At 61.2% G+C, this 22,995-nt stretch carries 20 protein-coding genes; 18 read left to right on the forward strand and 2 right to left on the reverse strand.

Annotated features, from left to right (window positions below):
* Positions 1-47: 47 nt before the first annotated feature.
* The 8 genes from FBZ93_RS33460 (at position 48) to FBZ93_RS33495 (ending at position 8,747) form a co-directional block, all read left to right on the forward strand.
* Positions 48-1,145: a nickel-dependent hydrogenase large subunit gene (locus FBZ93_RS33460; RefSeq protein ID WP_146991683.1), complete on the forward strand. Its 1,098-nt coding sequence runs from the start codon at positions 48-50 to the stop codon at positions 1,143-1,145.
* Positions 1,138-1,479: a hydrogenase maturation nickel metallochaperone HypA gene (gene hypA / locus FBZ93_RS33465; RefSeq protein WP_146991774.1), complete on the forward strand. Its 342-nt coding sequence runs from the start codon at positions 1,138-1,140 to the stop codon at positions 1,477-1,479. The genes FBZ93_RS33460 and hypA overlap by 8 nt, the downstream gene beginning before the upstream one ends.
* Entirely contained in the window at positions 1,479-2,423 is a 945-nt protein-coding gene (gene hypB, locus FBZ93_RS33470; RefSeq protein ID WP_146991684.1) for a hydrogenase nickel incorporation protein HypB, read from the forward strand. Before hypA ends, hypB begins: the two co-directional genes overlap by 1 nt.
* Entirely contained in the window at positions 2,420-4,699 is a 2,280-nt protein-coding gene (gene hypF, locus FBZ93_RS33475; RefSeq protein ID WP_146991685.1) for a carbamoyltransferase HypF, read from the forward strand. Before hypB ends, hypF begins: the two co-directional genes overlap by 4 nt.
* Before the next feature lies 1 nt (position 4,700).
* Positions 4,701-4,937: a HypC/HybG/HupF family hydrogenase formation chaperone gene (locus FBZ93_RS33480; protein WP_146991686.1), complete on the forward strand. Its 237-nt coding sequence runs from the start codon at positions 4,701-4,703 to the stop codon at positions 4,935-4,937.
* A complete protein-coding gene (gene hypD / locus FBZ93_RS33485; protein WP_146991687.1) occupies positions 4,934-6,082 on the forward strand; it encodes a hydrogenase formation protein HypD in 1,149 nt (382 codons plus the stop codon). The genes FBZ93_RS33480 and hypD overlap by 4 nt, the downstream gene beginning before the upstream one ends.
* Positions 6,073-7,119: a hydrogenase expression/formation protein HypE gene (gene hypE, locus FBZ93_RS33490; RefSeq protein ID WP_146991775.1), complete on the forward strand. Its 1,047-nt coding sequence runs from the start codon at positions 6,073-6,075 to the stop codon at positions 7,117-7,119. The genes hypD and hypE overlap by 10 nt, the downstream gene beginning before the upstream one ends.
* A gap of 485 nt (positions 7,120-7,604) precedes the next feature.
* On the forward strand, positions 7,605-8,747 hold the full coding sequence (locus tag FBZ93_RS33495; RefSeq protein WP_246667755.1) for an MFS transporter: 1,143 nt from the start codon (positions 7,605-7,607) through the stop codon (positions 8,745-8,747).
* A 182-nt stretch (positions 8,748-8,929) separates the two neighbouring features.
* Here FBZ93_RS33495 and FBZ93_RS33500 read toward each other — a convergent pair whose 3' ends face one another.
* Positions 8,930-10,243 carry a DUF2130 domain-containing protein gene (locus tag FBZ93_RS33500; RefSeq protein ID WP_146991689.1) on the reverse strand — a complete coding sequence of 438 codons (1,314 nt, stop codon included), beginning with the start codon at positions 10,241-10,243 and terminating at the stop codon, positions 8,930-8,932.
* A 19-nt stretch (positions 10,244-10,262) separates the two neighbouring features.
* Positions 10,263-10,475, reverse strand: coding sequence for an XRE family transcriptional regulator (locus tag FBZ93_RS41490; RefSeq protein WP_246667756.1), 213 nt, complete (start codon positions 10,473-10,475; stop codon positions 10,263-10,265).
* A gap of 353 nt (positions 10,476-10,828) precedes the next feature.
* On the opposite strand from FBZ93_RS41490, the gene ald reads away from it, so the two are divergent.
* From ald to nifE, 10 genes are all read left to right on the forward strand, one after another.
* The gene (ald, locus tag FBZ93_RS33510; RefSeq protein WP_146991690.1) at positions 10,829-11,941 is read left to right on the forward strand and encodes an alanine dehydrogenase; all 1,113 of its coding nucleotides are present in this window, start codon (positions 10,829-10,831) and stop codon (positions 11,939-11,941) included.
* A 345-nt stretch (positions 11,942-12,286) separates the two neighbouring features.
* Entirely contained in the window at positions 12,287-12,481 is a 195-nt protein-coding gene (locus tag FBZ93_RS33515) for a 4Fe-4S binding protein (RefSeq protein WP_074124755.1), read from the forward strand.
* Between the two features lie 11 nt (positions 12,482-12,492).
* On the forward strand, positions 12,493-12,690 hold the full coding sequence (locus FBZ93_RS33520; protein ID WP_146991691.1) for a hypothetical protein: 198 nt from the start codon (positions 12,493-12,495) through the stop codon (positions 12,688-12,690).
* Complete coding sequence (gene sufB, locus FBZ93_RS33525) at positions 12,684-14,180, forward strand: Fe-S cluster assembly protein SufB (protein WP_146991692.1); 1,497 nt, start codon at positions 12,684-12,686, stop codon at positions 14,178-14,180. The genes FBZ93_RS33520 and sufB overlap by 7 nt, the downstream gene beginning before the upstream one ends.
* Before the next feature lie 69 nt (positions 14,181-14,249).
* Positions 14,250-15,002: a Fe-S cluster assembly ATPase SufC gene (gene sufC / locus FBZ93_RS33530; protein WP_146991693.1), complete on the forward strand. Its 753-nt coding sequence runs from the start codon at positions 14,250-14,252 to the stop codon at positions 15,000-15,002.
* 18 nt (positions 15,003-15,020) lie between these two features.
* Positions 15,021-16,361 (forward strand): Fe-S cluster assembly protein SufD, encoded by a 1,341-nt coding sequence (gene sufD, locus FBZ93_RS33535; RefSeq protein WP_433995466.1) that lies wholly within the window; start codon positions 15,021-15,023, stop codon positions 16,359-16,361.
* Positions 16,358-17,605 carry a cysteine desulfurase gene (locus FBZ93_RS33540; RefSeq protein WP_146991694.1) on the forward strand — a complete coding sequence of 416 codons (1,248 nt, stop codon included), beginning with the start codon at positions 16,358-16,360 and terminating at the stop codon, positions 17,603-17,605. Before sufD ends, FBZ93_RS33540 begins: the two co-directional genes overlap by 4 nt.
* 471 nt (positions 17,606-18,076) lie before the next feature.
* Positions 18,077-19,579, forward strand: coding sequence for a nitrogenase molybdenum-iron protein alpha chain (gene nifD, locus FBZ93_RS33545; RefSeq protein ID WP_146991695.1), 1,503 nt, complete (start codon positions 18,077-18,079; stop codon positions 19,577-19,579).
* Between the two features lie 69 nt (positions 19,580-19,648).
* Entirely contained in the window at positions 19,649-21,205 is a 1,557-nt protein-coding gene (gene nifK, locus FBZ93_RS33550) for a nitrogenase molybdenum-iron protein subunit beta (protein WP_146991696.1), read from the forward strand.
* A gap of 109 nt (positions 21,206-21,314) precedes the next feature.
* Positions 21,315-22,988, forward strand: coding sequence for a nitrogenase iron-molybdenum cofactor biosynthesis protein NifE (nifE, locus tag FBZ93_RS33555; RefSeq protein WP_146991697.1), 1,674 nt, complete (start codon positions 21,315-21,317; stop codon positions 22,986-22,988).
* Positions 22,989-22,995: the final 7 nt, after the last annotated feature.

Genomic DNA, 22,995 nt, shown 5'->3' on the forward strand with positions numbered 1-22,995 from the left:
ATCTGCTGGATCGTCTACGATCTGGCAGCGGGCACGAGGGGCCGCGCATGAGCCTCGCCATCCGCAACCAGATGCAGGTCACCGTATCGCTTGCTGACGACGCAATTGGCGCGGTCGAAATCCTGCCACGGGTCCAGCCGCCACTGGCGCGGCTGTTCGCCGGAAAACCGGCCAGTTCGTTGCTCAATGTGCTGCCGCGGCTGTTTTCGTTGTGTGCCGCCGCGCACCAGGTGGCATTCCTGTCCGCGATCGGGGCGGCGCGCGGCGCAGGCCTCAACCTTGCGACGAGGCAGCATCGTATGACCCTGGTCGTTGCCGAGCGACTGGCGGAACTGCTCCGGGGCCTGTTTGTCGCCCATCTCGCGCAGGACCCCACAAGTGCCGACGCGATCCGCGCCCTGATCCAGGACGTGTTGGTGCTTGTCGGCAGCGCAAAGGCCGGATGCCGCCTCGCTCTCAGCGAGGCAGCAGTGCGCATCGCAGCCGCGTTGGCTGCGCTCGGCATAGCGAATGAAGACGGCGCGCCGATGCCCGGTAGCCCGCTTGCACTTCGCATCGCCGCGCTCGAGGAGGTCATATTGAAGCCTGTGCCGATGCAGCATTCATTCCTGTCCGCTGCCGACGACCACGACATCATTGAACGGCTGCTCGTGAATGACGTGAGCGCTTGCCATTGCCCCGACCTGGAGGGCCGTATTCCCGAGACGGGTCCGTGGGCGCGCCAAATGAAGCGTGGCCGGCTTTCGTCAGGCCGGTCGGCCCCAGCCGAGCGGCTGAAGGCGAGGATCGCCGAAATCGTCGGGCTGTGCGCTTGGCTCAAAGCCGGGGCTCATATCGAGATAGCGCAGGATGGAATCGTCGAAAGCTACGGACTGGGACCGCGCCGTGGTGCGGCCGCGGTCGAATGCGCCAGGGGACGTCTTTATCACGCGGTTGAGCTCGACCGTCAGGGGCAGATATCGCGCTTCGAATGTCTTGCGCCGACCGAATGGAATTTCCACTCGCGCGGACCGCTTGTCCGCAGCCTGCAGGGCGCGGGGCTGACGGCGAGGCCGCACGCACGAGCTGCCATTCGCAGGGTGATTGAATCGCTCGACCCGTGCGTCGCCTTCACCCTCAATTTTCGCGACGTCGGCGATGCATGAAATGGCGCTTTGTGAGGGCATCATCGAGATTGTCGAGGAAGAGGCGCGCCGGCGATCGTTTTCGAAGGTGAAGACCGTGTGTCTGGAGATCGGAGCGCTGAGTTATGTCGTTCCGGAAGCGATGAAGCTCAGCTTTGCCGCCGTTGCTGCGCGGACCATCGCCGACGGCGCGGTTCTCAAGATCGTTGAGCAGCCTGGCCTCGCCTGGTGCATGGCCTGTTCGGCAAGCGTCGAGATTGCCCGCCGCTGCGAGCCGTGCCCCCGCTGCGGCAGCTACCAGCTGCAGGTGACTGCCGGCGAAGAGATGCGGGTCAAGGAGCTGGAGATCGACTGATGTGTAGCATATGCGGCTGTAGCGAAGGCGCGCCCTCCACCGAACCCACCCACGCGCAGGGTGCGCATGCCAATGGTCATCGCCATGCACATGATCACGGTCACCACCTTGATCATGTGCATACCGGCCAGGACGTGCATCATTCTCACCGCCGTCAGCATCACCGCCATCGTGATCACGGCCGTCAGCAGGCTCATGGCGGACCGGGGCTTGTGGATTGCGCGGCTGACCCGGCCGGTTTGAAGGTTGCGGGCATGAGCAGCGAGCGGGTCATTCGGGTCGGGCGCGATATCCTCGGCAAGAACGTCAGGATCGCGGCCGACAACCGCGCCAAATTCCTGGCCGATGACATGCTCGTGTTCAACCTTGTTTCAAGCCCTGGCGCAGGAAAAACCTCGCTCCTCGTCCGCGCCGTCTGTGAGCTCAAGCGGAGCTGGCCGCTTGGAGTCATCGAAGGCGACCAGCAGACCTCGAACGATGCCGAGCGCATTCGCGCGACCGGCGTGCCTGCAATTCAGATCAATACCGGCAAGGGCTGCCATCTCGATGCTGCAATGGTCAGCGAGGCCTATCGGCGCTTGCCGCCATTCAAGCGCGGTATTCTCTTCATCGAAAACGTCGGCAATCTGGTTTGTCCCGCGGCGTTCGATCTCGGCGAGGCCTGCAAGATCGTGGTGCTCTCGACCACCGAGGGTGAAGACAAGCCACTCAAATATCCGGAAATGTTTGCCGCATCGTCGCTCATGCTGATCAACAAGATTGATCTGGCGCGCCTGGTCGATTTCGATTTGGGCCGGACCGTCGAGTATGCGAGACGCGTCAATCCAGGGATTGAAGTGCTGACGGTTTCAGCGCGTACCGGCGAGGGCCTTGCCGCGCTCTACGCCTGGATTGGGAAGCAAGCGGCAGATCAGACCCATCCCGTCGCGGGCACTACGCCATGAGCGAGGCAATCGCCGGCGAGGGAACGCGGCTGCGCGTGCGCGTCAGCGGCGCCGTTCAGGGCGTCGGCTTTCGTCCGTATGTATATGGTCTCGCTGCCCGTTATGGGCTCGCCGGGTTCGTCGCCAACGATCCCGGCGGCGTCATCATCGAGGTCGAGGGCCACGGTACGTCCGAGTTTTTGGCCGCTTTGCCGCTCGAAACGCCAATATTGGCCCGCATCGATCACATCTCGGTTCAGGAGATCGGTGCGCTTGGGGCCAGAGACTTCTCGATCCGCCGCAGCGAACAGGGCAGGTCGTCGACGCGGATCGTCGCCGATGCCGCAACATGCCAGTATTGTCTGGATGAGTTGTTCGACCCAACAAGCCGCTATTACCTCTACCCCTTCATCAATTGCTCCCATTGCGGCCCGCGCTACACCATTGCCGAACAGCTCCCGTATGATCGCCGCAACACTGCGATGAAGGTCTTCGCGATGTGTGCCGCCTGTGCGGCTGAGTATGCCGATCCGGCGAGTCGTCGTTTTCACGCCGAGGCGATCGCGTGCCCGATATGCGGCCCTCGGCTCAGTCATGGGATCGCCGATATTGCCGCGGCGATCGCCGGCGGCCAGATCGTGGCGATAAAGGGGGTTGGAGGGTATCAGCTGCTTTGCGACGCTGCCGATCATGACGCGGTGCGGCGTTTACGTAAGCGGAAGCAGCGCGACCAGAAGCCGTTCGCGGTCATGCTCGGTTCCATAGAGCAGGCCAATGAGATTGCGGAGACGAACGCCGCCGAGCTCGCTCTGCTCGAATCGGTAGCCCGCCCGATCGTTCTGCTGCGCTCGCGCAACAATCTTGCGCCTGCGATAGCCCCCGGCCTGTCGCGCGTCGGCGTCATGCTGCCCGTGGTCCCGCTGCATCACCTTATCTTCCATGCGCTTGGTTCGATTGGCGCAAGGCCTGCTGGTGGCGGTCCGGTCGTCGGGAGTGGCGGTCCGGTCGTCGTCACAACCAGCGCCAATCTCGGAGGCGAACCGCTCCCGATCGACAACGGGGAGGCGCTGCGGCGGCTTGCCGGCATCGCCGATCTTATTGTGACTCATGATCGCGATATCCTGACGCGTGCCGATGATTCCGTAGTGTCGGTCGTGGCCGGACGGTGCCAGTTCATTCGCCGTGCCCGTGGCTATGTTCCCGAACCGATCCGGCTTGCGAGGTCCGTGCCGCCCTTGCTCGCGGTCGGCGGCGCGCTGAAGTCGACTGTCACCGTTACGCGGGGCAACGAGGCATTCGTCTCCCAGCACATCGGCGATCTCGATACGGCTGAAGGCATTCGCTTTTTCGAGGAGACGGTCCACCATCTCACGTCGACCCTGGACGTCAGACCTGTCGTCATGGCCCATGATCTGCATCCCGACATGGCGTCCACCCGCTTTGCGGAAGCAAGCGGCTGCGCTCTGATCGCTGTCCAGCACCATCACGCGCACGCTGCTGCCGTCATCGCAGAGCATGGTCTCACCGCGCCTACGCTCGCCCTTCTGCTCGACGGCTATGGCTATGGCTGCGACGGCGGCAACTGGGGTGGCGAGCTCTTGTTGTGCGAAGGCGCCCGGTTTCGACGCATCGGGCATCTTAAACCCTTGCAAATGCCTGGCGGGGATCGCGCAGCCCGCGAGCTCTGGCGGATGGCGAGCGCGATACTTCAGATGCTGGGACGGGGACATGAAATTGCGCGTCGCTTTGCGTCGCAGCCGCAGGCCGAGCAGCTGCGGGCATTGCTTGAGCGACCTTGTGGGACCACCACGACCAGCGCGGGCCGGCTGTTCGATGCAGCAGCGGCGCTGCTCGGGGTAGCCACTTTGCAGAGCTATGAGGGCGAGGCCGCGATGAAGCTCGAGGCGCATGTGCGGCAGACTGCAGTGCTCGAAGCGGGTTGGATGATCGATGGCGGCGTGCTGTCATTTCGTCCGCTGTTTGCCCGCTTGATTGCAAGCGATATCGGCGCCACAGAGGGTGCCGAGCTGTTTCATGGCACGTTCGCCGCCGCCTGCGTTGATTGGGTGGTACGCTCTGCGCAGACAACCGGCGTCACAACCGTCGTTCTGAGCGGCGGTTGCTTCCTGAACGCGGTGCTCGCAGATGAAATTCAGCGCGGCTGCATTGCGGCCGGCCTCACTCCGCTGTTGCCACGGCAGGTTCCGCCTCACGACGGTGGCTTAAGCCTCGGGCAAGCGTGGATCGCCGCCCTTCAGACTGCTGAGCAGCCGCAAGCTCTGGAAGGAACAGCCTGATATGTGTCTCTCGGTACCGGCTGAGGTCGCCGAACTCCTTCCCGGCGACATGGCCATCGTGTCCATCGATGGCGTCAGCCTGGAGATTTCGATCGCGCTCATCGATGATCTCGTCGTGGGGGACTACGTCCTTGTCCATGTCGGCTACGCCCTGGCCAAAATCGACCCCGCGGAAGCCAGCCGCACGCTAGAGCTCCTGCAGGAGCTAGGTAGCGTCGGGCAGGAACTCGGATCATGAAATATGCCGACGAATTTCGCGACAAGACCATCGCCCAGGGGCTCGCGCAGGCGATCGGCACTGAGGCCGATCCACAACGGGCCTACCGGTTCATGGAGTTCTGCGGTGGGCACACGCATGTGATCTCCCGCTATGGCCTGGACGACTTGCTGCCGGCGAATGTCCGCATGATCCACGGGCCGGGCTGTCCGGTCTGTGTTCTCCCCACCAGCCGGATCGACATGGCGATCCGGCTCGCCGCCCGGCCGCAGGTCACGCTCTGTGTCTACGGCGACCTGATGCGCGTGCCCGGCTCGCAAGGACAATCCCTGTTGCGAGCCAGGGCGCTCGGCGCTGACATTCGGATGGTCTATTCGACGCTCGATGCGATCCGGATCGCCGAACAGGCGCTGGATCAGGAGGTGGTCTTTTTTGCCATTGGATTTGAGACCACGACGCCTCCGACGGCAGTGATGATCCGGCTTGCCAAGAAGAAGCGGCTGAAGAATCTCAGTGTGTTCTGCAACCACGTGCTGACTCCCCCGGCGATGCAAAGCATTCTCGAGAGTCCCGATATCCGGACAGTCGGCCGGGCCGAAATCGACGGATTTATCGGACCTGCGCATGTCAGCGCCATCATCGGTACGGAGCCTTACGGGCGTTTGGCCGAACAATTCGGCGAGCCGATCGTGATCGCGGGATTTGAGCCGCTCGACGTGATGCAGGCCATCCTGATGCTGGTTCGGCAGGTGAATGACGGCCGATTCGAGGTGGAGAACCAATATAGCCGTGCGGTGAGGCGTGAAGGCAACCACCGCGCCATGGAAGAGGTGTCCAACGTTTTCGGGCTCCGCGACCAGTTCGAATGGCGTGGGCTCGGGCTCATACCTGATAGCGGGCTTAAGCTGAAGCGGGCTTACGCCAAATTCGACGCCGAGATGCGTTTCGTGATGCACGAACTGCCCGCCGCCGACAATCCGGCGTGTGAGTGCGGGGCCATCCTGCGCGGCGTGAAAAGGCCTGTCGACTGCAAGCTGTTCGGAACGGTCTGCACGCCGGAAACCCCCACAGGGTCCTGCATGGTTTCATCGGAAGGCGCCTGTGCCGCGCACTGGACGTATGGCCGGGGCCGCGATTATCAGGTGCGGCGGGCGTCATGCGAGTGAAGTCCTATCAGCGCAAGCTCGATATCAAGAATGGATGCGTCGACCTGTCCCACGGTTCCGGGGGGCGCGCCACGACGCAGCTGGTGCTCGGCCTGTTTCACGAAGCGTTCGGCAACGAATGGCTCGCCCGTTGCAACGATCAGTCCGCCTTCGGTGTCCGCTCGGGCAGGATGGTGATGACGACTGACAGCTATGTTGTTTCACCGCTGTTCTTTCCCGGCGGCAATATCGGGTCACTCGCGGTGCACGGCACAATCAACGATGTCGCGATGGCCGGCGCGCGGCCGCTCTATCTGGCGGCAAGCTTCATCATCGAAGAGGGCTTCCGATTCTCGGAACTGAAGGCGGTTGCGGATTCGATGGGCGCAGCAGCGCGTGCTGCCGGCGTTCACATCATCACTGGCGACACCAAGGTCGTCGAGCGGGGCAAGGCGGATGGTCTGTTCATCTCGACGACGGGCATAGGCGTTCTGGCCGCCGGGCTCGACCTGTCCGCCGAAAGGGCAACGATCGGCGATCGTGTGCTGGTTTCCGGCAGCCTCGGCGACCATGGGGTTGCGATCATGTCGCGACGCCAGAACCTGGCTTTCCAGATCGACATTGTCTCGGATTCCGCGGCTTTGCATGATCTCGTGGCCGTCATGGTTGCGGCCGGCGGCGCCGACATCCGGGTGATGCGCGACCCCACGCGCGGCGGTCTTGCCGCAACGCTCAACGAGATTGCGCATCAATCGAGCCTCGGATTCCGCCTGCAGGAAGAGGCTATCCCGGTAAAGCCGGCGGTTGCGGCAGCCTGCGAACTCCTTGGGCTTGATCCGCTCCATGTCGCCAACGAGGGCAAACTCGTTGCAATCGTGGCGCCGGATATGGCGGATGCCGTGCTTGCCGCCATGAAGGCGCATCCGCTCGGGTGCGATGCGGCTGATATCGGCGAGGCGGTGGCTGATCATCATCATTTGGTGCAGATGTCGACCAGCTTTGGCGGCGGACGAATTGTCGATTGGCTGTCGGGCGAGCAACTGCCCCGGATTTGTTGAGGGCGCCAGCGTCGGGGCGAAGGATTGGTTCGGCTTCCGGGACGTCTCATTAGTTCTCGACAGCTGTAGCAGGCATCCGAGCAGCGCGTTGAAAACGCATGATCGGAGGCCTTAGTTTGTGTGCACGCCGCATCGCGCGACTTCGACCAGGGAGGAGCCGCGGCATCGGCTTTGTCTGCTTTGCGACATAGCCGACCAGCGTTGTTGTGGCTGCGACTGACATGAACAATGTGCAAACGCAGCGCGGTCGCCTCGGTCGCACCCGCCCATCCGAGAAAGCAAGCGGCAGCACGCTATCGAGCCTTCGACGCCGCTCTGAGGCTCGCACCATGGGACGCCGCGCGTCATCTTCACAATGGCATCACACTTGCACCGAGTGGAATGTTCAGCCCGACGTATCATCGTCGAGCCGTGCATCGCCCGTAGGCGAGCGCCCAAAGGTGGTCGGCGCCACGCTTGCGGGCTTTTTCTCGCCGGAGTGCCCCGTGTTATCGTCTATCGATCGGCCAGCCGGCTCGCTCGCGACCCGATTAGCATTTTTTGTTGCCGGATTCGGCTTTGCCTCATGGGCACCTCTGGTGCCGCTCGCCAAGGAGCGGCTTGCGGTCGATGATGGCGTGCTTGGTCTGGTGTTGCTCTGCCTTGGCGTTGGATCCGCCGTCGCTGTGCTTGTGACCGGCGCGCCGAATGCGCGTTACGGCAGCCGGACCATCATCCTTGGTGGTGGTCTTGGCCTTGCGTTCGGCCTGCCGTGGCTTGCTGTGGCCAGCACGCCTCTTTGTCTCGGCGCCGTGCTGTTTGCTTTCGGTGTTTCGCTTGGCTCAATCGATATAGCCATGAACGTTCATGCAACCGAAGTGGAGCGCGCCGCCGGCCGTCCGTTGATGTCCGGCTTCCATGCCCAGTTCTGCATCGGCGAAGTCGCTGGCTCCGCTGTTATGACCACCTCCCTCTCGCTGCGGACTGACGCGCTTGTTTCAACATTGATCTGTTCGGCGCTGATGACGATTGCAATTGTATTGGCCTGGCCGCGGTTTCTCGCAACAGCTCAGACCGAGCAACGGCTCGGGCTCGTCCTGCCCGATCGCGGCGTGTTGCTGATAGCGACGCTTGCGGCCATGACCTTTCTTGTCGAAGGCGCAATGCTCGACTGGAGCGCCTTGTTTCTTGTTGATCGAGGCCTTGTCTCGAAGGCGCATGGCGGCTTCGGTTACATGTTGTTTTCCATTGCCATGACAGCAGGCCGCCTTGGCGGAGATGCCGTCGTGACGCGATTCGGCGATCGCGCCACATTGCTGTTCGGAACTCTGCCGATCATGACGGGTTTCGCGGCACTACTAGCGGCGTCCGTTGGGGCGATTGCCATGGCGGGATACCTGCTTATCGGATTGGGTGCTGCGAATATTGTGCCGGTGCTGTGCCGCCGGGCCGGCAAACAGAAGACGATGCCGGCTCGCCTTGCGATCGCAGTCACCACGACGGTCGGCTACACGGGTATGCTCGTCGGTCCCGCTATCGTCGGCCTTGTCGCAAACATGGCTGGCCTTCCATTGGCATTCGCAATGCTGGGCCTGCTCCTGTGCACCGTTACGCTCACGGCGCCGATCGTGGTCGCGGACCGTCACTGAGTTGTGGTGTGGATGCCTCTTGCAAATTTGGCCTTTGATAGTTCATCCGCTGCCTCCGCAAGCTGCCGTCTTTTCACGAGGCGACTTTCCACGAGCCGACGGCGTGTCTGGCCATTCAGGCGGCACGGGAACGCTATACTGGCCCAAGGGTTCGAATACGCGCCTGGCGTGCCGGCTGTCATTCATCCTGCCTTTCGTTCGGGTTCGACGTCATTCTCCAGCAGCTGGATGTCCAAACTTGGGATCTCCGGCATGGCCTTGCCCGCGATGGCCTGAAGGTCTCCGACCATCCCGACCGTCGAGTCGACAACGGCCAAAATCTGCGTTTCCCGCTTGGCCCACTGCCGCCCCATGAATTTTCGTTCCTTGTCGAGATCATCACGCATGTCGTTGAACTTCTCAACTACGGCTTCCACCCGCTGCCTGAACTTCGTCCCCGTCAGGTAATGGTAGACCTGCTCCATCTTCGTTTGCTGGCCTTGCTGCAGGAGGCGCGAGCCGGTGACGTCGATAAGTGCCTGGCGGAGGGCCACCGCGACCGGCAGAGCACATCGGGGGTGCGTCACCCATATTCCATCAATCAGGTCGAAATGCTCAACATGTTTTGGAAGCGCCTGCGATACGATGAGCGCAACATCGGCTCCGCAGCGGCGCTGATCGTCCCGGAGCTTGCCAAGCCACCCGTCGCTCCAAGCCTTGGTGCGCTTGGATTCCCAGAGGATAATGCCTGCGGCCTGCCCAATAGAGCCATTGACCTGCTGCACAACGTCTGCGCCAAGTTCGCCTTTGCCCACTGGCTCAATCAGGTCAGTTGGAAAGCGGCCGCGAAGAAGACCTTCCAGCTCAAGCTCCAGGACTTCGCCCTGCGATTGTTGTGATCCTTGCTCAGCTTTACGCTTTAGCTCCTCGATTGTGCGGGACATCGACTCGATTGTCTGGTCTTTTTCCGCGACGCGCAGTCGAGCGGCTTCGTCAGCTTCCTGCCTTGCCTTTGCCTGGATCTGTTCAGCTGAAGCCTGAACACGTTTCTCAACGGTCAGATCAAGCTCGCGCTTCTCGTCATCGAGCGCTCGTTGCTTGCGGATAAGTTCGGCCTGTGCCTGCTGCGCCTCGGCAAGCTTGGCGTTGTTGGCCTCGAGAATCTGCCGGAGCTCGGCCAATTCGGTTGTACGTGCCTGCAGTTCAGCTGCGGCCGCATCGCGCGCTTTCTTGGCCTCCATTGCGACAAGTTGGTTCCGCTCGGCCGCCAACCGTCGAGCCACCTGGTCGTCGATCAGCTCGCGATCCTTCTGAAGCTGTTCGCGCTCCTGTCGCAGTGCTTCGGTCTTGCGCGCGACCTCCGCGTCCTTGCTGGCGAGCTGTTCTTGGAAGCGCTGGCGGGTTTCCGCGAGAAGCGGGGCGGCGAGCGATTCGGTTAGCCTAATCTCGTGGTTGCAATTCGGACAATGAAGGGTGGGCTCATGGGCGCTGGTGGCCGCGGTCGCACTAAATGTCATGAACCCTCCCGGTCTGCGGCTAGGCCGGGATAAACGTGATCCGCCCAGCTTCGCTCCGCTTCCGATATGGCTTTACCGTTATTTCAACGTCTTGGTCGAATGCCGTAATCACGCGCAGCAGCTTTTCCACTGAAACCAGCTTCAAAGGCCAACGAAGCAGCTTGGACAGACCGGGGCGCTTCATGTCGACCAGCCCAGCGGTTTCAATCTGGGTGGTCTTCGGCTCCGCCATCAGCCGCTTCAGCTGAACAACGACAGCGGCTTTGAGATGGTGCTCCTGGCATTCGGCAGACCGGGATCAGCGAAAATGTTGCCGAACCCTCAAGCTATGGGTGGGCAACGTCTTCTTTCTGCTCATCATCGGACTTTCTTCGCTGCCCTTGTGGATCGTTTCACGATCTCGACAGTTGCTGGACCGTGGCAAGCTCCGCAAAGATGTCATATCCATCCAGCCGGGATCCGTTTGTCCGAAATCCTGCGTAACAGCTTAAACGTTGCAGAATTTCTGCGCCATCTGGCCGCCTCCTCATCAGTATTGCAGCGTCCTTCCGACTAGAACGGAAGTCGAGGCAGGGAGGATTGCAAATGAAGCTCGGTGTTCCCAAGGAAATCAAAGCGCACGAATATCGCGTGGGCCTGACCCCGGGAGCCGTCCGCGAATATGTGGCAGCCGGTCACGGCGTGATGGTCGAGACCAACGCCGGCGCCGGTATTGGCGCAACCGACGACAATTATCGCAACGCCGGCGCAACTATTCTGGAGTCTGCGCGCGAGGTATTCGCCTCGAGCGAGATGATCATAAAGGTCAAGGAGCCCCAGCCGTCCGAATGGGTTCAGCTGCGAGAGGGCCAGATCCTCTTCACTTACCTGCATCTGGCTCCAGATCCGGAGCAGGCCAAGGGACTGCTCAAATCCGGCTGCACCGCGATCGCCTATGAAACCGTAACTGATGCGCATGGCGGCCTTCCGCTGCTGGCGCCGATGAGCGAGGTCGCGGGCAGGCTTGCGATCGAGGCGGCAGGTAGCGCCCTGAAGCGGTATGCGGGCGGCCGGGGGCTGTTGATCGGTGGCGTGCCAGGTGTTCCGCCGGCTCGCATCGTGGTGATCGGTGGGGGCGTCGTCGGGACGCATGCGGCGCGCATGGCGGTCGGTTTGGGCGCTGAGGTTACGATCATTGATCGCTCGATACCCCGGCTTCGTGAGCTGGATGAACTCTTCGAAGGGCGCGTTCGTACCAGGTTCTCGACGATCGACGCCGTGGAGCAGGAGGTGTTCGCGGCGGACGTGGTCATTGGCGCGGTGCTTGTTCCGGGCGCGAGCGCACCGAAACTTGTCAGCCGCGGCATGTTGAGCTCGATGCGCAAGGGAGCGGTGATCGTGGATGTCGCTATCGATCAGGGCGGCTGCTTTGAGACGTCACACCCGACAACCCACGATGATCCGACTTACGAGGTGGACGGCATCATTCATTATTGCGTAGCCAATATGCCCGGAGCCGTCCCGCTCACCTCGAGCCAGGCCTTGAACAACGCCACGCTGCCATTCGGCTTGGCGCTCGCCAAAAAGGGATTTGCTGCCGTGCTCGAAAATCCGCACCTGCGCGCAGGCCTAAATGTCCATCGGGGCCGGCTGACTTACAAGGCTGTGGCCGAGAGCCTCGGCCTGCCATTCTCACCGATCGAACAGGCTGCGGCCTGATCCCAGAGGCCCCCTAGGGGCGTTTCCTCCCTGACTTGGGCCACTCGTTCGGAGTGGCCCCTTTTTTTGGACTCCTTCGACCTCTTGAGCGCGGATTAAATTGCTCTGGGACCTAGAGCCAATTCGCTCAGCTATGATAGCTGCCCGGTGTGGGCGGCGGACCAGTTACGCGCTGAACAAGGACAGCATCGAAATCAAGCCTCTGTGTTGCGGACTGTAGGGTTTGCGACAAGCTGTCCAAGTCGTAACATGCGACGGAAGATAGCCGAGATAAATCAAGGCTCGGCGCTTGGCACGAGGCTTGAAGGGATGAGGCCGTCCCGCATCTCCTGTCCAAGGAAGCGCATGGCCTACAAGATAATCGCGTCCCAGTGCACCGTCTGTGGCGCGTGTGAGTTCGAATGTCCCAACGCCGCAATCAGTCTCAAGAACGACATCTATGTGGTCAATCCGGCGAAGTGCACCCAATGCGATGGGCATTTCGACGCGCCGCAATGCGCGGCTGTCTGCCCGGTGCCCGACACCTGCGTGCCGGCCTAGAGGAGCGGTCGATGAGCGGGTCCTCGGCGCGCAGCAAGGTCAAGACGCTATTGGAGACGGCGAGCTATGTGCTCGGTCGCCTGGTTCAGCCGGTTTTGAGCCCTGAGCTCGCGACTTACGCGATCGCCTTTGCGGCTAGGAGAGCACGCCGCAGCTGGCGCTGGAAATCGCCGGAATTGTCCCTGGGCGAGCGGAGCGGGCAATGGTAGCAGCACGAGAGACGGTTGAGCGCGTCGCTCGCATCGGCGTCGATCAGTATCGATACGGGTTTGAGACGCTGATCGAATCCGACAAGGCCCCAAAGGGGCTGTCGGAAGACACCGTCCGCTTCATCTCCGCAAAGAAGAGCGAGCCGTCCTGGATGCTGGAATGGCGCCTTCAGGCGTATCGCTGCTGGCTGACGATGACCGAGCCGACCTGGGCCCGCGTCCACTATCCGAACATCGACTACCAGGGCATCTACTATTACGCGGCGCCGAAGCCGAAGAAGCAGCTCGCCTCAATTGACGAGATCGATCCGGAAATCCTCAAGACCTATGAGAAGCTCGGCATCCCGCTGCGCGAGGTCGCGATCCTGGAAGGCGTCGAGCCGCCGCCGGGCGGACCGCCGTCGGCCAATCGCAAGATCGCGATCGATGCCGTGTTCGATTCGGTGTCGGTTGCGACCACCTTCAAGGCGGAGCTGAAGAAGGCCGGCGTGATCTTCATGCCGATCTCGGAGGCGATCCGCGAGCATCCCGAGCTGGTGCAAAAGTATCTCGGAACGGTGGTGCCGATCTCCGACAATTTTTTCGCGAGGCTGAACTCGGCGGTGTTCTCCGATGGCTCGTTCGTCTACGTGCCGCCGGGCGTGCGCTGCCCGATGGAGCTGTCGACCTATTTCCGTATCAACGAGCGCAACACCGGCCAGTTCGAGCGCACGCTGATCATCGCCGACAAAGGCTCCCACGTCTCCTACCTCGAGGGCTGCACGGCGCCGCGGCGCGACGAGAACCAGTTGCATGCCGCCGTGGTCGAGCTTGTCGCGCTCGACGACGCCGAGATCAAATATTCGACGGTGCAGAACTGGTACCCCGGCAACTCGGAAGGCAAGGGCGGCATCTACAATTTTGTCACCAAGCGTGGCGACTGCCGCGGCAAGCATTCGAAGATCTCCTGGACCCAGGTCGAGACCGGTTCAGCGATCACCTGGAAATATCCGAGCTGCATCCTGCGCGGCGACAATTCGAGCGGCGAGTTCTACTCGATCGCGATCTCGAACGGTTTCCAGCAGGTCGATTCTGGCACCAAGATGTTCCATCTCGGCAAGAACACGTCGAGCCGGATCATCTCCAAGGGCATCGCCGCCGGCAAATCGCGGAATACCTATCGCGGTCTTGTCAGCGCAAATCGGAACGCCGCCGGCGCGCGCAACCACACCACCTGCGACTCGCTTCTGATCGGCGACAAATGCGGTGCCCACACTGTGCCCTATGTCGAGGCCAAGAATTCTTCGGTAACATTCGAGCATGAGGCGACCACGTCGAAGATTTCCGAGGACGTGCTGTTCTACTGCATCCAGCGCGGGATGTCGCAGGAGGAAGCTGTCAGCCTTGTCGTCAACGGCTTCATCAAAGAGGTTCTGCAGAAACTGCCGATGGAGTTCGCAGTGGAAGCACAGAAGCTGATCTCGATCTCGCTCGAGGGATCGGCCGGATAGTTACAGGATTGGCGAGCCCTGCCGAAAGTGGCTTGCCGGTCCGATAATGTACGTCAGGGAATAGCTCGAATGCCGTTACTCGAAGTTCGAAATTTGCACGTCTGTGTCGAGGGTCGCGAAATCCTCCACGGGCTCGACCTCACGGTCAATGCGGGCGAGGTGCACGCCATCATGGGGCCGAACGGCTCGGGAAAATCAACGCTCAGCCATGTCATCACAGGCAAGCCCGGCTATCAGATCACCGCAGGCCGGATCCTGTTCAAGGGCGAAGACCTGCTCGCGCTGGGGCCGGACCAGCGCGCCGCCAAGGGGATCTTTCTTGCCTTCCAATATCCGGTAGAAATTCCAGGTGTGACCACCATGAACTTCCTGCGTACCGCGCTCAACGCGCAGCGCAGGGCGCGCGGCCAAAGCGGATATTCGACGCCGCATTTCCTGAAGAGGGCTCGCACGGTCGCCAAGCAGCTCAACATTCCACAGAGCATGCTGAAGCGCGGCGTCAATGTCGGCTTTTCCGGCGGCGAGAAGAAGCGTAACGAGATATTGCAGATGGCGCTGTTCGAACCTGTTCTGTGCATCCTGGACGAGATAGATTCCGGTCTCGATATCGATGCGCTGCGGATCGTGGCCGAGGGCATCAACGCGATGCGCTCACCGAGCCGATCGATGATCGTGATCACGCATTATCAGCGGCTTTTGAATTACGTCGTGCCGGACGTCGTGCACGTGATGTCGAAAGGGCGGGTTGTGAAGAGCGGCGATAAGCAGCTCGCGCTGGAGCTCGAGGCCTCTGGCTACGCCCAATTCGAGGACGCGGCCTGACGCGCAGGGGATTTTCGGATGGATCTGGTTCTGGCTAAAGCTATGCCGGAGGATAAAGCTAATGCGGAACGGGCGGTGGGGAATGTCTTCGCGGCTGCGCATGGGCGCTTGCCCGGCGCGGGCCGTATCGCCGATATTCGAGCGAGGGCATTTGAGGCTTACGAGCGGGTCGGCCTGCCACACCGGCGCGTTGAGGAGTGGAAGTACACAGATCTTCGCGTTCTGATGCGCGATGTGCTGCCGCTCGCACAGCAACCAGACGCGCCCGCGTTAAGGCGGGCGCAGGCTGCGGTCGAGCAATCGGCATTCGAGCCCGCGATCAAGCTGGTGCTGGTTGATGGTATGTTCGCGTCTGATCTATCTGATGTCGCCAGGCTCGGAAAGGGCGTCGACGTAGGGACGCTGCGCGAGGTTCTGGAGACTTCGACAAGCGACGCAATGGCCGGCTTGGTGCTGTCGACGACGGCTGATGCGATGATCTCGCTTAATACCGCGATGGCAACCGACGGCGTCGTGATGACGATCGCGGAAGGCAGAGTGCTGAGGCGTCCGCTTCATGTCATTCACGTCGCAACCGCGTCCTCGGCATCTCACTTTACACGCTCGTATCTCCACCTCGGTGATGGCGCGCATGCGACCGTGGTGGAAAGCTTTGTCTCGGCCGAAACCGCGTGCGGCTATCAAGCCAACAATGTCACGATCGCGCTGGTTGGTGATCAGGCCAGCCTCTCGCATCTTCGCGTGAAGGCGGATGCGGCCGATGCAGTGAACATCTCCTCGGAGATCATCGCAGTCGGTGCCAAGGCGAAACTCAATCTGTTCAACATGATCCACAGCGGCGCGGTCAGCCGCTATCAGGGTTTCGTCACGCTGGCGGGCAAAGGGGCTGAGCTTGCCGTGAACGGCGTCAACCTGCTCAGGGAGACGCAGCACGCAGACACGACACTCGTGGTTGATCATGCCGCCCCGAATTGCGTTAGCCGTCAGAATTTTCGTGCGGTCGTCGATGGGGCCGGCCGCTCGGTGTTCCAGGGTCGAATCATCGCTCGTCCCGAGGCGCAAAAGACCGACGGCAAACTGACGATGCGGGCGCTGCTCCTGTCGGACCAGGCCGAGGCCGACAATAAACCGGAGCTCGAGATCTTTGCCGACGACGTGAATTGCGGCCACGGAGCGACATCAGGCGGGCTGGATGAGAGTCTCCTGTTTTATTTCGGCTCTCGTGGTCTGTCCGAGAACGATGCGCAGGCGCTGCTGATTCAGGCGTTCCTGGGTGAGGCGATTGAGGGGGTCGCCAACGAGAATTTGCGCGATTTTGCGACCGCGCAAACCGAGCGCTGGCTCAAGGCGCGGCGATGAGCACGCATCCTGCGGTCAGCAATGATGGCTACGACGTCGACCGTCTGCGCGAGGAGTTTCCCGTGCTGGCCACAACGGTCCATGGCCAGCCGCTCGTTTATCTCGATAACGCCGCATCCGCGCAAAAGCCGAGGGCCGTGCTCGACCGCATGATGCAGGCTTACTGCAGCGAATATGCAAATGTGCATCGCGGGCTGCATTACCTCGCCAACGCCGCGACCGAGGCCTATGAGGGCGCGCGGGCCAAGGTAGCGCAGTTTGTGAACGCACATCGAACCGAAGAGATCATCTTCACCCGCAGCGCTACCGAGGCGATCAATCTGGTTGCTCAAACCTTTGGCCGTGAGCGCATCATGCCGGGTGACGAGATCGTTCTCTCGATCATGGAGCACCACTCCAACATCGTGCCATGGCACTTCCTGAGGGAGCGCCATGGTGCCGTGATCAAATGGGCACCGGTCGACGACGAGGGCAACTTCCTGATCGAGGAGTTCGAGAAGCTCCTTAACCCGCGCACCAGGATCGTCGCGATCACCCAGATGTCGAACGCGCTCGGTACGCTGGTTCCGGTGAAGGACGTGGTCCGGCTGGCGCATGACCGCGGCATTCCGGTGCTGGTCGACGGCTCACAAGGGTGCGTCCATCTGGACGTCGATGTCCGCGACATTGATTGCGATTTCTACGTCATGACGGGCCACAAACTGTATGGGCCAACCGGCATCGGCGTGCTTTACGGTAAATATGCCAATCTGGTTGCGATGCCACCGTTCAATGGCGGGGGTGAGATGATCCGCCAGGTTTCGCGCGAGGGCGTCATCTATGGTGATCCACCGCACCGGTTCGAGGCGGGCACGCCGCCGATCGTCCAGGCGATCGGTTTGGGCGCGGCTATAGACTTCATTAATTCGATCGGCAAGGCACGGATCCGCGAACACGAGGGCGCTCTGCTCGCTTATGCGCAGGAGAAGCTACAGAGCATCGATTCCCTGCGCCTCATCGGAACGGCGACCGAGAAGGGCGCGATCATGTCCTTTCACATGAGGGTCGCGCATCCGCACGATATCGCGACCGTCATTGATCGCTCTGGCGTTGCGGTGCGCGCCGGGAGCCATTGCGCGATGCCGCTGCTCGCGCGCTTTGGCGTGCCTGCGACGTGCCGCGCTTCCTTTGCCCTCTATAACACATTTGAAGAGATCGATGCGCTGGCGCGCGCGCTGATCAAGGCGGAGCGCCTGTTTTCCTGAGTGTCCGAGCTTGCCACGATCTGGCTCAGCGCGGCCCGAGAGGAGTGGGCACAGGACGGGTAAGACTACGCAACGAAGCGCACAGCACCGCGACCGACGAAGCCGAGCACTTGCCGGCATTTGACGCCTTGGACGGTGTTGGCAAGCTGGAATGGGCTGGGCAGCCGTGCGGTTCGCTCGCCTCGTCTCGCGTCCGCTCAAGTCGTGCCCGCCAAATCGCGCTAGTCTTCGGCGTTTTGCTTGGCCCATGTCACGCCGAGCTCGCCGTGTTTTATTTCGAACACGGCCGAACGGGCACCTTTCTGGACCAGGTGCGATGTCGGGTTCGCAACAACCGTCCGTCCCGGCGCGTGGTGCACGCTAAGCGCTTGGAAATGCGCTGACTTTTGTGTTCACGCTCTGCTGGCACGCGCGTTGCAAAAGTCGTGGCAAGAGCCGCCGTTGCAACAGGAAATCCTAAAGGACATCAGCATGAGTCTCGCCACGACCTATAGCACCGCACAGATCAGGGTGCGCAACAAAGAGCTGATCGAGGAGGTGCTGAAGGTCTATCCGGAGAAGACCGCGAAACGGCGCGCCAAGCACCTCAACATTCACGAGGCCGGCCGGTCGGACTGCGGGGTCAAGTCCAACATCAAATCCATACCCGGCGTGATGACAATTCGCGGGTGCGCCTACGCGGGTTCCAAGGGTGTGGTCTGGGGGCCGATCAAGGACATGGTTCATATCAGCCATGGCCCGGTTGGCTGCGGCCAATATTCGTGGGGCTCGCGCCGCAACTATTACGTGGGTACGACGGGCATCGATAGTTTCGTGACCTTGCAGTTCACCTCCGACTTCCAGGAAAAGGATATCGTGTTCGGCGGCGACAAGAAGCTCATCAAAGTCATGGATGAGATCCAGGAGCTGTTCCCGCTCAACAACGGCATCACCGTCCAGTCGGAATGCCCGATCGGCCTGATCGGCGACGACATCGAGGCGGTCTCCAGAGCGAAGTCCAAGGAATTCGGCGGCAAGACGATCGTGCCGGTCCGCTGCGAGGGTTTCCGTGGCGTATCGCAGTCGCTCGGCCATCATATTGCAAACGACGCGGTGCGCGATTGGATCTTCGACAAGGGTGGCCCGGAGAGCAAGCCCAGGTTCGAGCCGACCCCCTACGATGTCGCAATCATCGGCGATTACAATATTGGCGGCGACGCCTGGTCGTCTCGAATTCTGCTGGAGGAAATCGGTCTGCGCGTGATTGCCCAGTGGTCCGGCGACGGCTCGCTGGCCGAGCTCGAGGCAACGCCGAAGGCAAAGCTGAACATCCTGCATTGCTACCGCTCGATGAACTATATCTCGCGCCACATGGAAGAAAAGTTCGGTATTCCCTGGTGCGAATATAACTTCTTCGGGCCTGCAAAGATCGCAGAATCGCTGCGCAAGATCGCGGGCTATTTCGACGACAAGATCAAGGAGGGCGCCGAGCGGGTGATCGAAAAGTACCAGCCGCTTGTGAACGCTGTGATCGCAAAATATCGCCCGCGCCTGGAGGGTAAGACGGTGATGCTGTTCGTCGGCGGATTGCGTCCGCGTCACGTGATCGGCGCATACGAGGACCTCGGCATGGAAGTCGTCGGCACCGGATATGAGTTTGGACACAACGATGACTACCAGCGCACCGCCCAGCACTACGTGAAAGACAGCACGCTCATATACGACGACGTCAATGGCTACGAGTTCGAGCGCTTCGTCGAGAAGATCCAGCCCGACCTGGTCGGCTCGGGAATCAAGGAAAAATACGTGTTCCAGAAGATGGGTGTGCCGTTCCGGCAGATGCACTCCTGGGACTATTCGGGCCCGTATCACGGCTATGACGGGTTTCCGATCTTCGCGCGCGACATGGACATGGCGGTCAATTCGCCGATCTGGAAGAAACTGAAGGCGCCCTGGAAGGACGTGCCAAGGCCGCAGCTCTTGGCCGCCGAATGACGCGAAACAACCCTGCTCTCTGCCAAGAGACGGGACGACGTTAATCACGATACCTGAAAGGCTTTTACCATGGCGCAGAGTGCAGACCATGTGCTCGATCACTTCGACCTGTTTCGCGGGCCGGAATACCAGCAGATGCTGGACAACAAGAAGATGTTTGAGAACCCTCGCGATCCTGCCGACGTCGAACGCGTCAAGGAGTGGACGAAGACATCAGAATATCGCGAAAAGAACTTCGCGCGGGAGGCTCTGACGATAAATCCGGCCAAGGCCTGCCAGCCGCTCGGTGCGGTGTTCGCCTCCGTCGGTTTCCAGGGCACGCTGCCTTTCGTCCATGGCTCCCAGGGCTGCGTGGCCTATTACCGCAGCCATCTGTCGCGGCACTTCAAGGAGCCGAGCTCCTGCGTCTCCTCGTCGATGACGGAGGACGCCGCGGTATTCGGCGGCCTGAACAACATGATCGATGGGCTCGCCAACAGCTATAATATGTACAAGCCCAAGATGATTGCGGTCTCCACCACCTGCATGGCGGAGGTGATCGGTGACGACCTCAACGCCTTCATCAAGACGTCGAAGGAAAAAGGCTCGGTGCCAGCTGATTTCGACGTCCCGTTCGCACACACCCCGGCGTTCGTCGGCAGTCATGTCACCGGCTATGACAATGCACTCAAGGGGATCCTGGAGCATTTTTGGGACGGCAAGGCCGGAACAGCAGACAAGCTAGAGCGCAAGCCGAACCGCAAGATCAACCTCATCGGTGGCTTCGACGGCTATACTGTCGGCAACCTTCGCGAGATCAAGCGCATTTTCGAACTGATGGGTATCGAATACACCATCCTCGCCGACAATTCAGAAGTTTTCGATACGCCGACAGACGGCGAGTTCCGGATGTATGACGGCGGCACCACGCTGGAGGACGCCGCCAACGCCCTTCATGCCAAGGCCACGATCTCCATGCAGCAGTGGTGCACGGAAAAGACGCTGCCGTTCATCGCCGATCATGGCCAGGAGGTCCTGGCTTTCAACTATCCGGTGGGCGTATCCGCAACGGATGAATTCTTGATGGCGTTGTCGCGCATCAGCGGCAGGGAGATCCCGGAGCAACTCGCTCGAGAGCGCGGTCGCCTGGTCGACGCGATGGCTGATTCCAGCGCGCACATCCATGGCAAGAAGTTTGCGATCTATGGCGATCCGGACCTCTGCCATGGGTTGGCTACTTTCCTGCTCGAACTCGGCGCCGAACCAACCCACGTGCTGTCCACCAACGGCAACAAGGCCTGGGACGAGAAAATGCGGGCGCTATTTGCGAGCTCGCCTTACGGGCACAGCTGCCACGCCTATCCGGGTCGAGATCTCTGGCACATGCGCTCGCTGTTGTTCACCGAGCCGGTCGATTTTTTGATCGGAAACACCTATGGCAAGTATCTGGAACGCGACACCGGCACTCCATTGATCCGCATCGGCTTTCCGATCTTTGATCGCCATCATCATCACCGCTCGCCGGTGTGGGGCTATCAGGGCGGCATGAACGTGCTGGTGAAGATCCTCGACAAGATCTTCGACGAGATCGACAAGAAGACGAACGTTCTAGGCAAGACCGACTTTAGCTTCGACATCATTCGTTGATGATGAGCAACGCGCGTGCCATCGCCGGACAATATCGGCGGTGGCAGAAGCGCAGGATGGGCAAGCCTTACACATCAAGTCTTGCAGATAGCGTGAGAGGAAAAGACGGATGAGTTCGCTACCAGCCACGGTGCTAGATGTCTTCAACGAGCCGGGCTGCGCCAAGAATGCCAACAAGTCGCAGGCCGAGCGGAACAAGGGCTGCACCAGGCAGCTGCAGCCCGGCAGCGCCGCCGGCGGCTGCGCCTTCGACGGCGCCAAGATCGCGCTGCAACCGTTTACCGACGTTGCCCACCTGGTGCATGGCCCGATCGCGTGCGAAGGCAATTCGTGGGACAATCGCGGCTCGGCATCATCGGGGGCGACCTTGTGGCGCACTGGATTCACGACCGATCTGGCCGAGACCGATATTGTATTTGGAGGCGAGAAGCGGCTCTACAAGGCGATCAAGCAGATCATCGACAAATGCGACCCGCCGGCCATCTTCGTTTATCAGACCTGCATTCCCGCCATGATCGGCGACGACATCAACGCAGTCTGCAAGGCCGCTTCGCAAACATTCGGCAAGCCGGTTATCCCCGTCAATTCGCCGGGCTTCGTCGGTTCCAAGAACCTCGGCAACAAGCTGGCCGGCGAGGCCTTGCTCGAGCATGTTATCGGAACGCAAGAGCCGGACTGCACCACGCCCTACGACATCAATCTGATCGGGGAATACAATCTGTCCGGCGAGCTTTGGCAGGTCAAGCCGCTGTTTGACGAACTCGGCATCCGTATCCTGTCCTGCATCGCCGGTGATGGCAGATATCACGAAGTCGCCTCCTCGCACCGGGCACGCGCTGCCATGATGGTATGTTCGAGGGCGATGATCAATGTCGCGCGCAAGATGGAGGAGCGTTACGGCATCCCGTTCTTCGAAGGCTCGTTCTATGGCATCCAGGACTCCAGCGACGCACTGCGCGAGATTGCGCGGCTCCTGGTCGAGCGCGGCGCGCCGGAAGATCTGATCGGGCGCACCGAGGCGGTGATTGCGCGTGAGGAAGCGCGGGCCAGGGCCGCAATCGAGCCGTACAGGCCGGGCTTCAAAGGCAAGAAGGTCTTGCTGATGACCGGTGGCGTCAAGTCCTGGTCGGTCGTTGCCGCGCTGCAGGAAGCCGGGCTCGAACTGGTCGGAACCAGCGTAAAAAAATCCACAAAAGAGGACAAGGAGCGAATCAAGCACTTGATGGGGCAGGACGCCCATATGATCGAGGACATGACGCCGCGCGAAATGTACAAGATGCTGAAGGACGCGAAAGCGGACATCATGCTCTCGGGCGGCAAGTCGCAGTTCGTCGCGCTGAAAGCGGCGATGCCCTGGCTCGATATCAACCAGGAGCGCTGCCACGCCTATATGGGCTATGTCGGCATCGTCAGGCTGGTCGAGGAGATCGACAAAGCGCTGTTCAACCCGATGTGGGAGCAATTGCGTCGACCGGCGCCGTGGGACGGTCGTGCCGACAATTGGCAGACCAGGGCTATGGCGCAGCTCGACGTGCGGCCGATTGAGATCGTCGCCGATCGGACACTGACGCAGAAGACCCCGCGCGCGAGGAGGATTTGCTTCTGTAACACGGTCGACCTCGGCACGATCGAAGATGCGATTCGCTCGCATAGCCTGACCAGCGTTGAAGCGGTCACACAGCATACCCCCGCGGTCGGTGGCTGCTGCAGACGCCGGATCGAGGACATCCTGGCGGGCAGGCCGATCTCCTGGTGGCCGGCCACGCTGCAGGCCGCGGAATAGGGTGGCG

The organism is Bradyrhizobium macuxiense (assembly GCF_007993935.1).
In the GTDB taxonomy this organism is placed as follows: domain Bacteria; phylum Pseudomonadota; class Alphaproteobacteria; order Rhizobiales; family Xanthobacteraceae; genus Bradyrhizobium; species Bradyrhizobium macuxiense_A.

Excerpts from the sequence above, each read along its gene's own strand:
- ald (WP_146991690.1), top strand. The coding sequence starts at position 10,829 with ATGAAGCTCGGTGTTCCCAAGGAAATCAAAGCGCACGAATATCGCGTG.
- hypB (WP_146991684.1), top strand. The coding sequence starts at position 1,479 with ATGTGTAGCATATGCGGCTGTAGCGAAGGCGCGCCCTCCACCGAACCC.
- nifD (WP_146991695.1), top strand. The coding sequence starts at position 18,077 with ATGAGTCTCGCCACGACCTATAGCACCGCACAGATCAGGGTGCGCAAC.
- FBZ93_RS33540 (WP_146991694.1), top strand. The coding sequence starts at position 16,358 with ATGAGCACGCATCCTGCGGTCAGCAATGATGGCTACGACGTCGACCGT.
- hypE (WP_146991775.1), top strand. The coding sequence starts at position 6,073 with ATGCGAGTGAAGTCCTATCAGCGCAAGCTCGATATCAAGAATGGATGC.
- FBZ93_RS33480 (WP_146991686.1), top strand. The coding sequence starts at position 4,701 with ATGTGTCTCTCGGTACCGGCTGAGGTCGCCGAACTCCTTCCCGGCGAC.
- FBZ93_RS41490 (WP_246667756.1), bottom strand. The coding sequence starts at position 10,475 with ATGGCGGAGCCGAAGACCACCCAGATTGAAACCGCTGGGCTGGTCGAC.
- nifK (WP_146991696.1), top strand. The coding sequence starts at position 19,649 with ATGGCGCAGAGTGCAGACCATGTGCTCGATCACTTCGACCTGTTTCGC.
- hypA (WP_146991774.1), top strand. The coding sequence starts at position 1,138 with ATGCATGAAATGGCGCTTTGTGAGGGCATCATCGAGATTGTCGAGGAA.
- FBZ93_RS33515 (WP_074124755.1), top strand. The coding sequence starts at position 12,287 with ATGGCCTACAAGATAATCGCGTCCCAGTGCACCGTCTGTGGCGCGTGT.
- sufC (WP_146991693.1), top strand. The coding sequence starts at position 14,250 with ATGCCGTTACTCGAAGTTCGAAATTTGCACGTCTGTGTCGAGGGTCGC.
- nifE (WP_146991697.1), top strand. The coding sequence starts at position 21,315 with ATGAGTTCGCTACCAGCCACGGTGCTAGATGTCTTCAACGAGCCGGGC.
- FBZ93_RS33460 (WP_146991683.1), top strand. The coding sequence starts at position 48 with ATGAGCCTCGCCATCCGCAACCAGATGCAGGTCACCGTATCGCTTGCT.
- sufB (WP_146991692.1), top strand. The coding sequence starts at position 12,684 with ATGGTAGCAGCACGAGAGACGGTTGAGCGCGTCGCTCGCATCGGCGTC.
- hypF (WP_146991685.1), top strand. The coding sequence starts at position 2,420 with ATGAGCGAGGCAATCGCCGGCGAGGGAACGCGGCTGCGCGTGCGCGTC.
- hypD (WP_146991687.1), top strand. The coding sequence starts at position 4,934 with ATGAAATATGCCGACGAATTTCGCGACAAGACCATCGCCCAGGGGCTC.
- FBZ93_RS33520 (WP_146991691.1), top strand. The coding sequence starts at position 12,493 with ATGAGCGGGTCCTCGGCGCGCAGCAAGGTCAAGACGCTATTGGAGACG.
- FBZ93_RS33500 (WP_146991689.1), bottom strand. The coding sequence starts at position 10,243 with ATGACATTTAGTGCGACCGCGGCCACCAGCGCCCATGAGCCCACCCTT.
- sufD (WP_433995466.1), top strand. The coding sequence starts at position 15,021 with ATGGATCTGGTTCTGGCTAAAGCTATGCCGGAGGATAAAGCTAATGCG.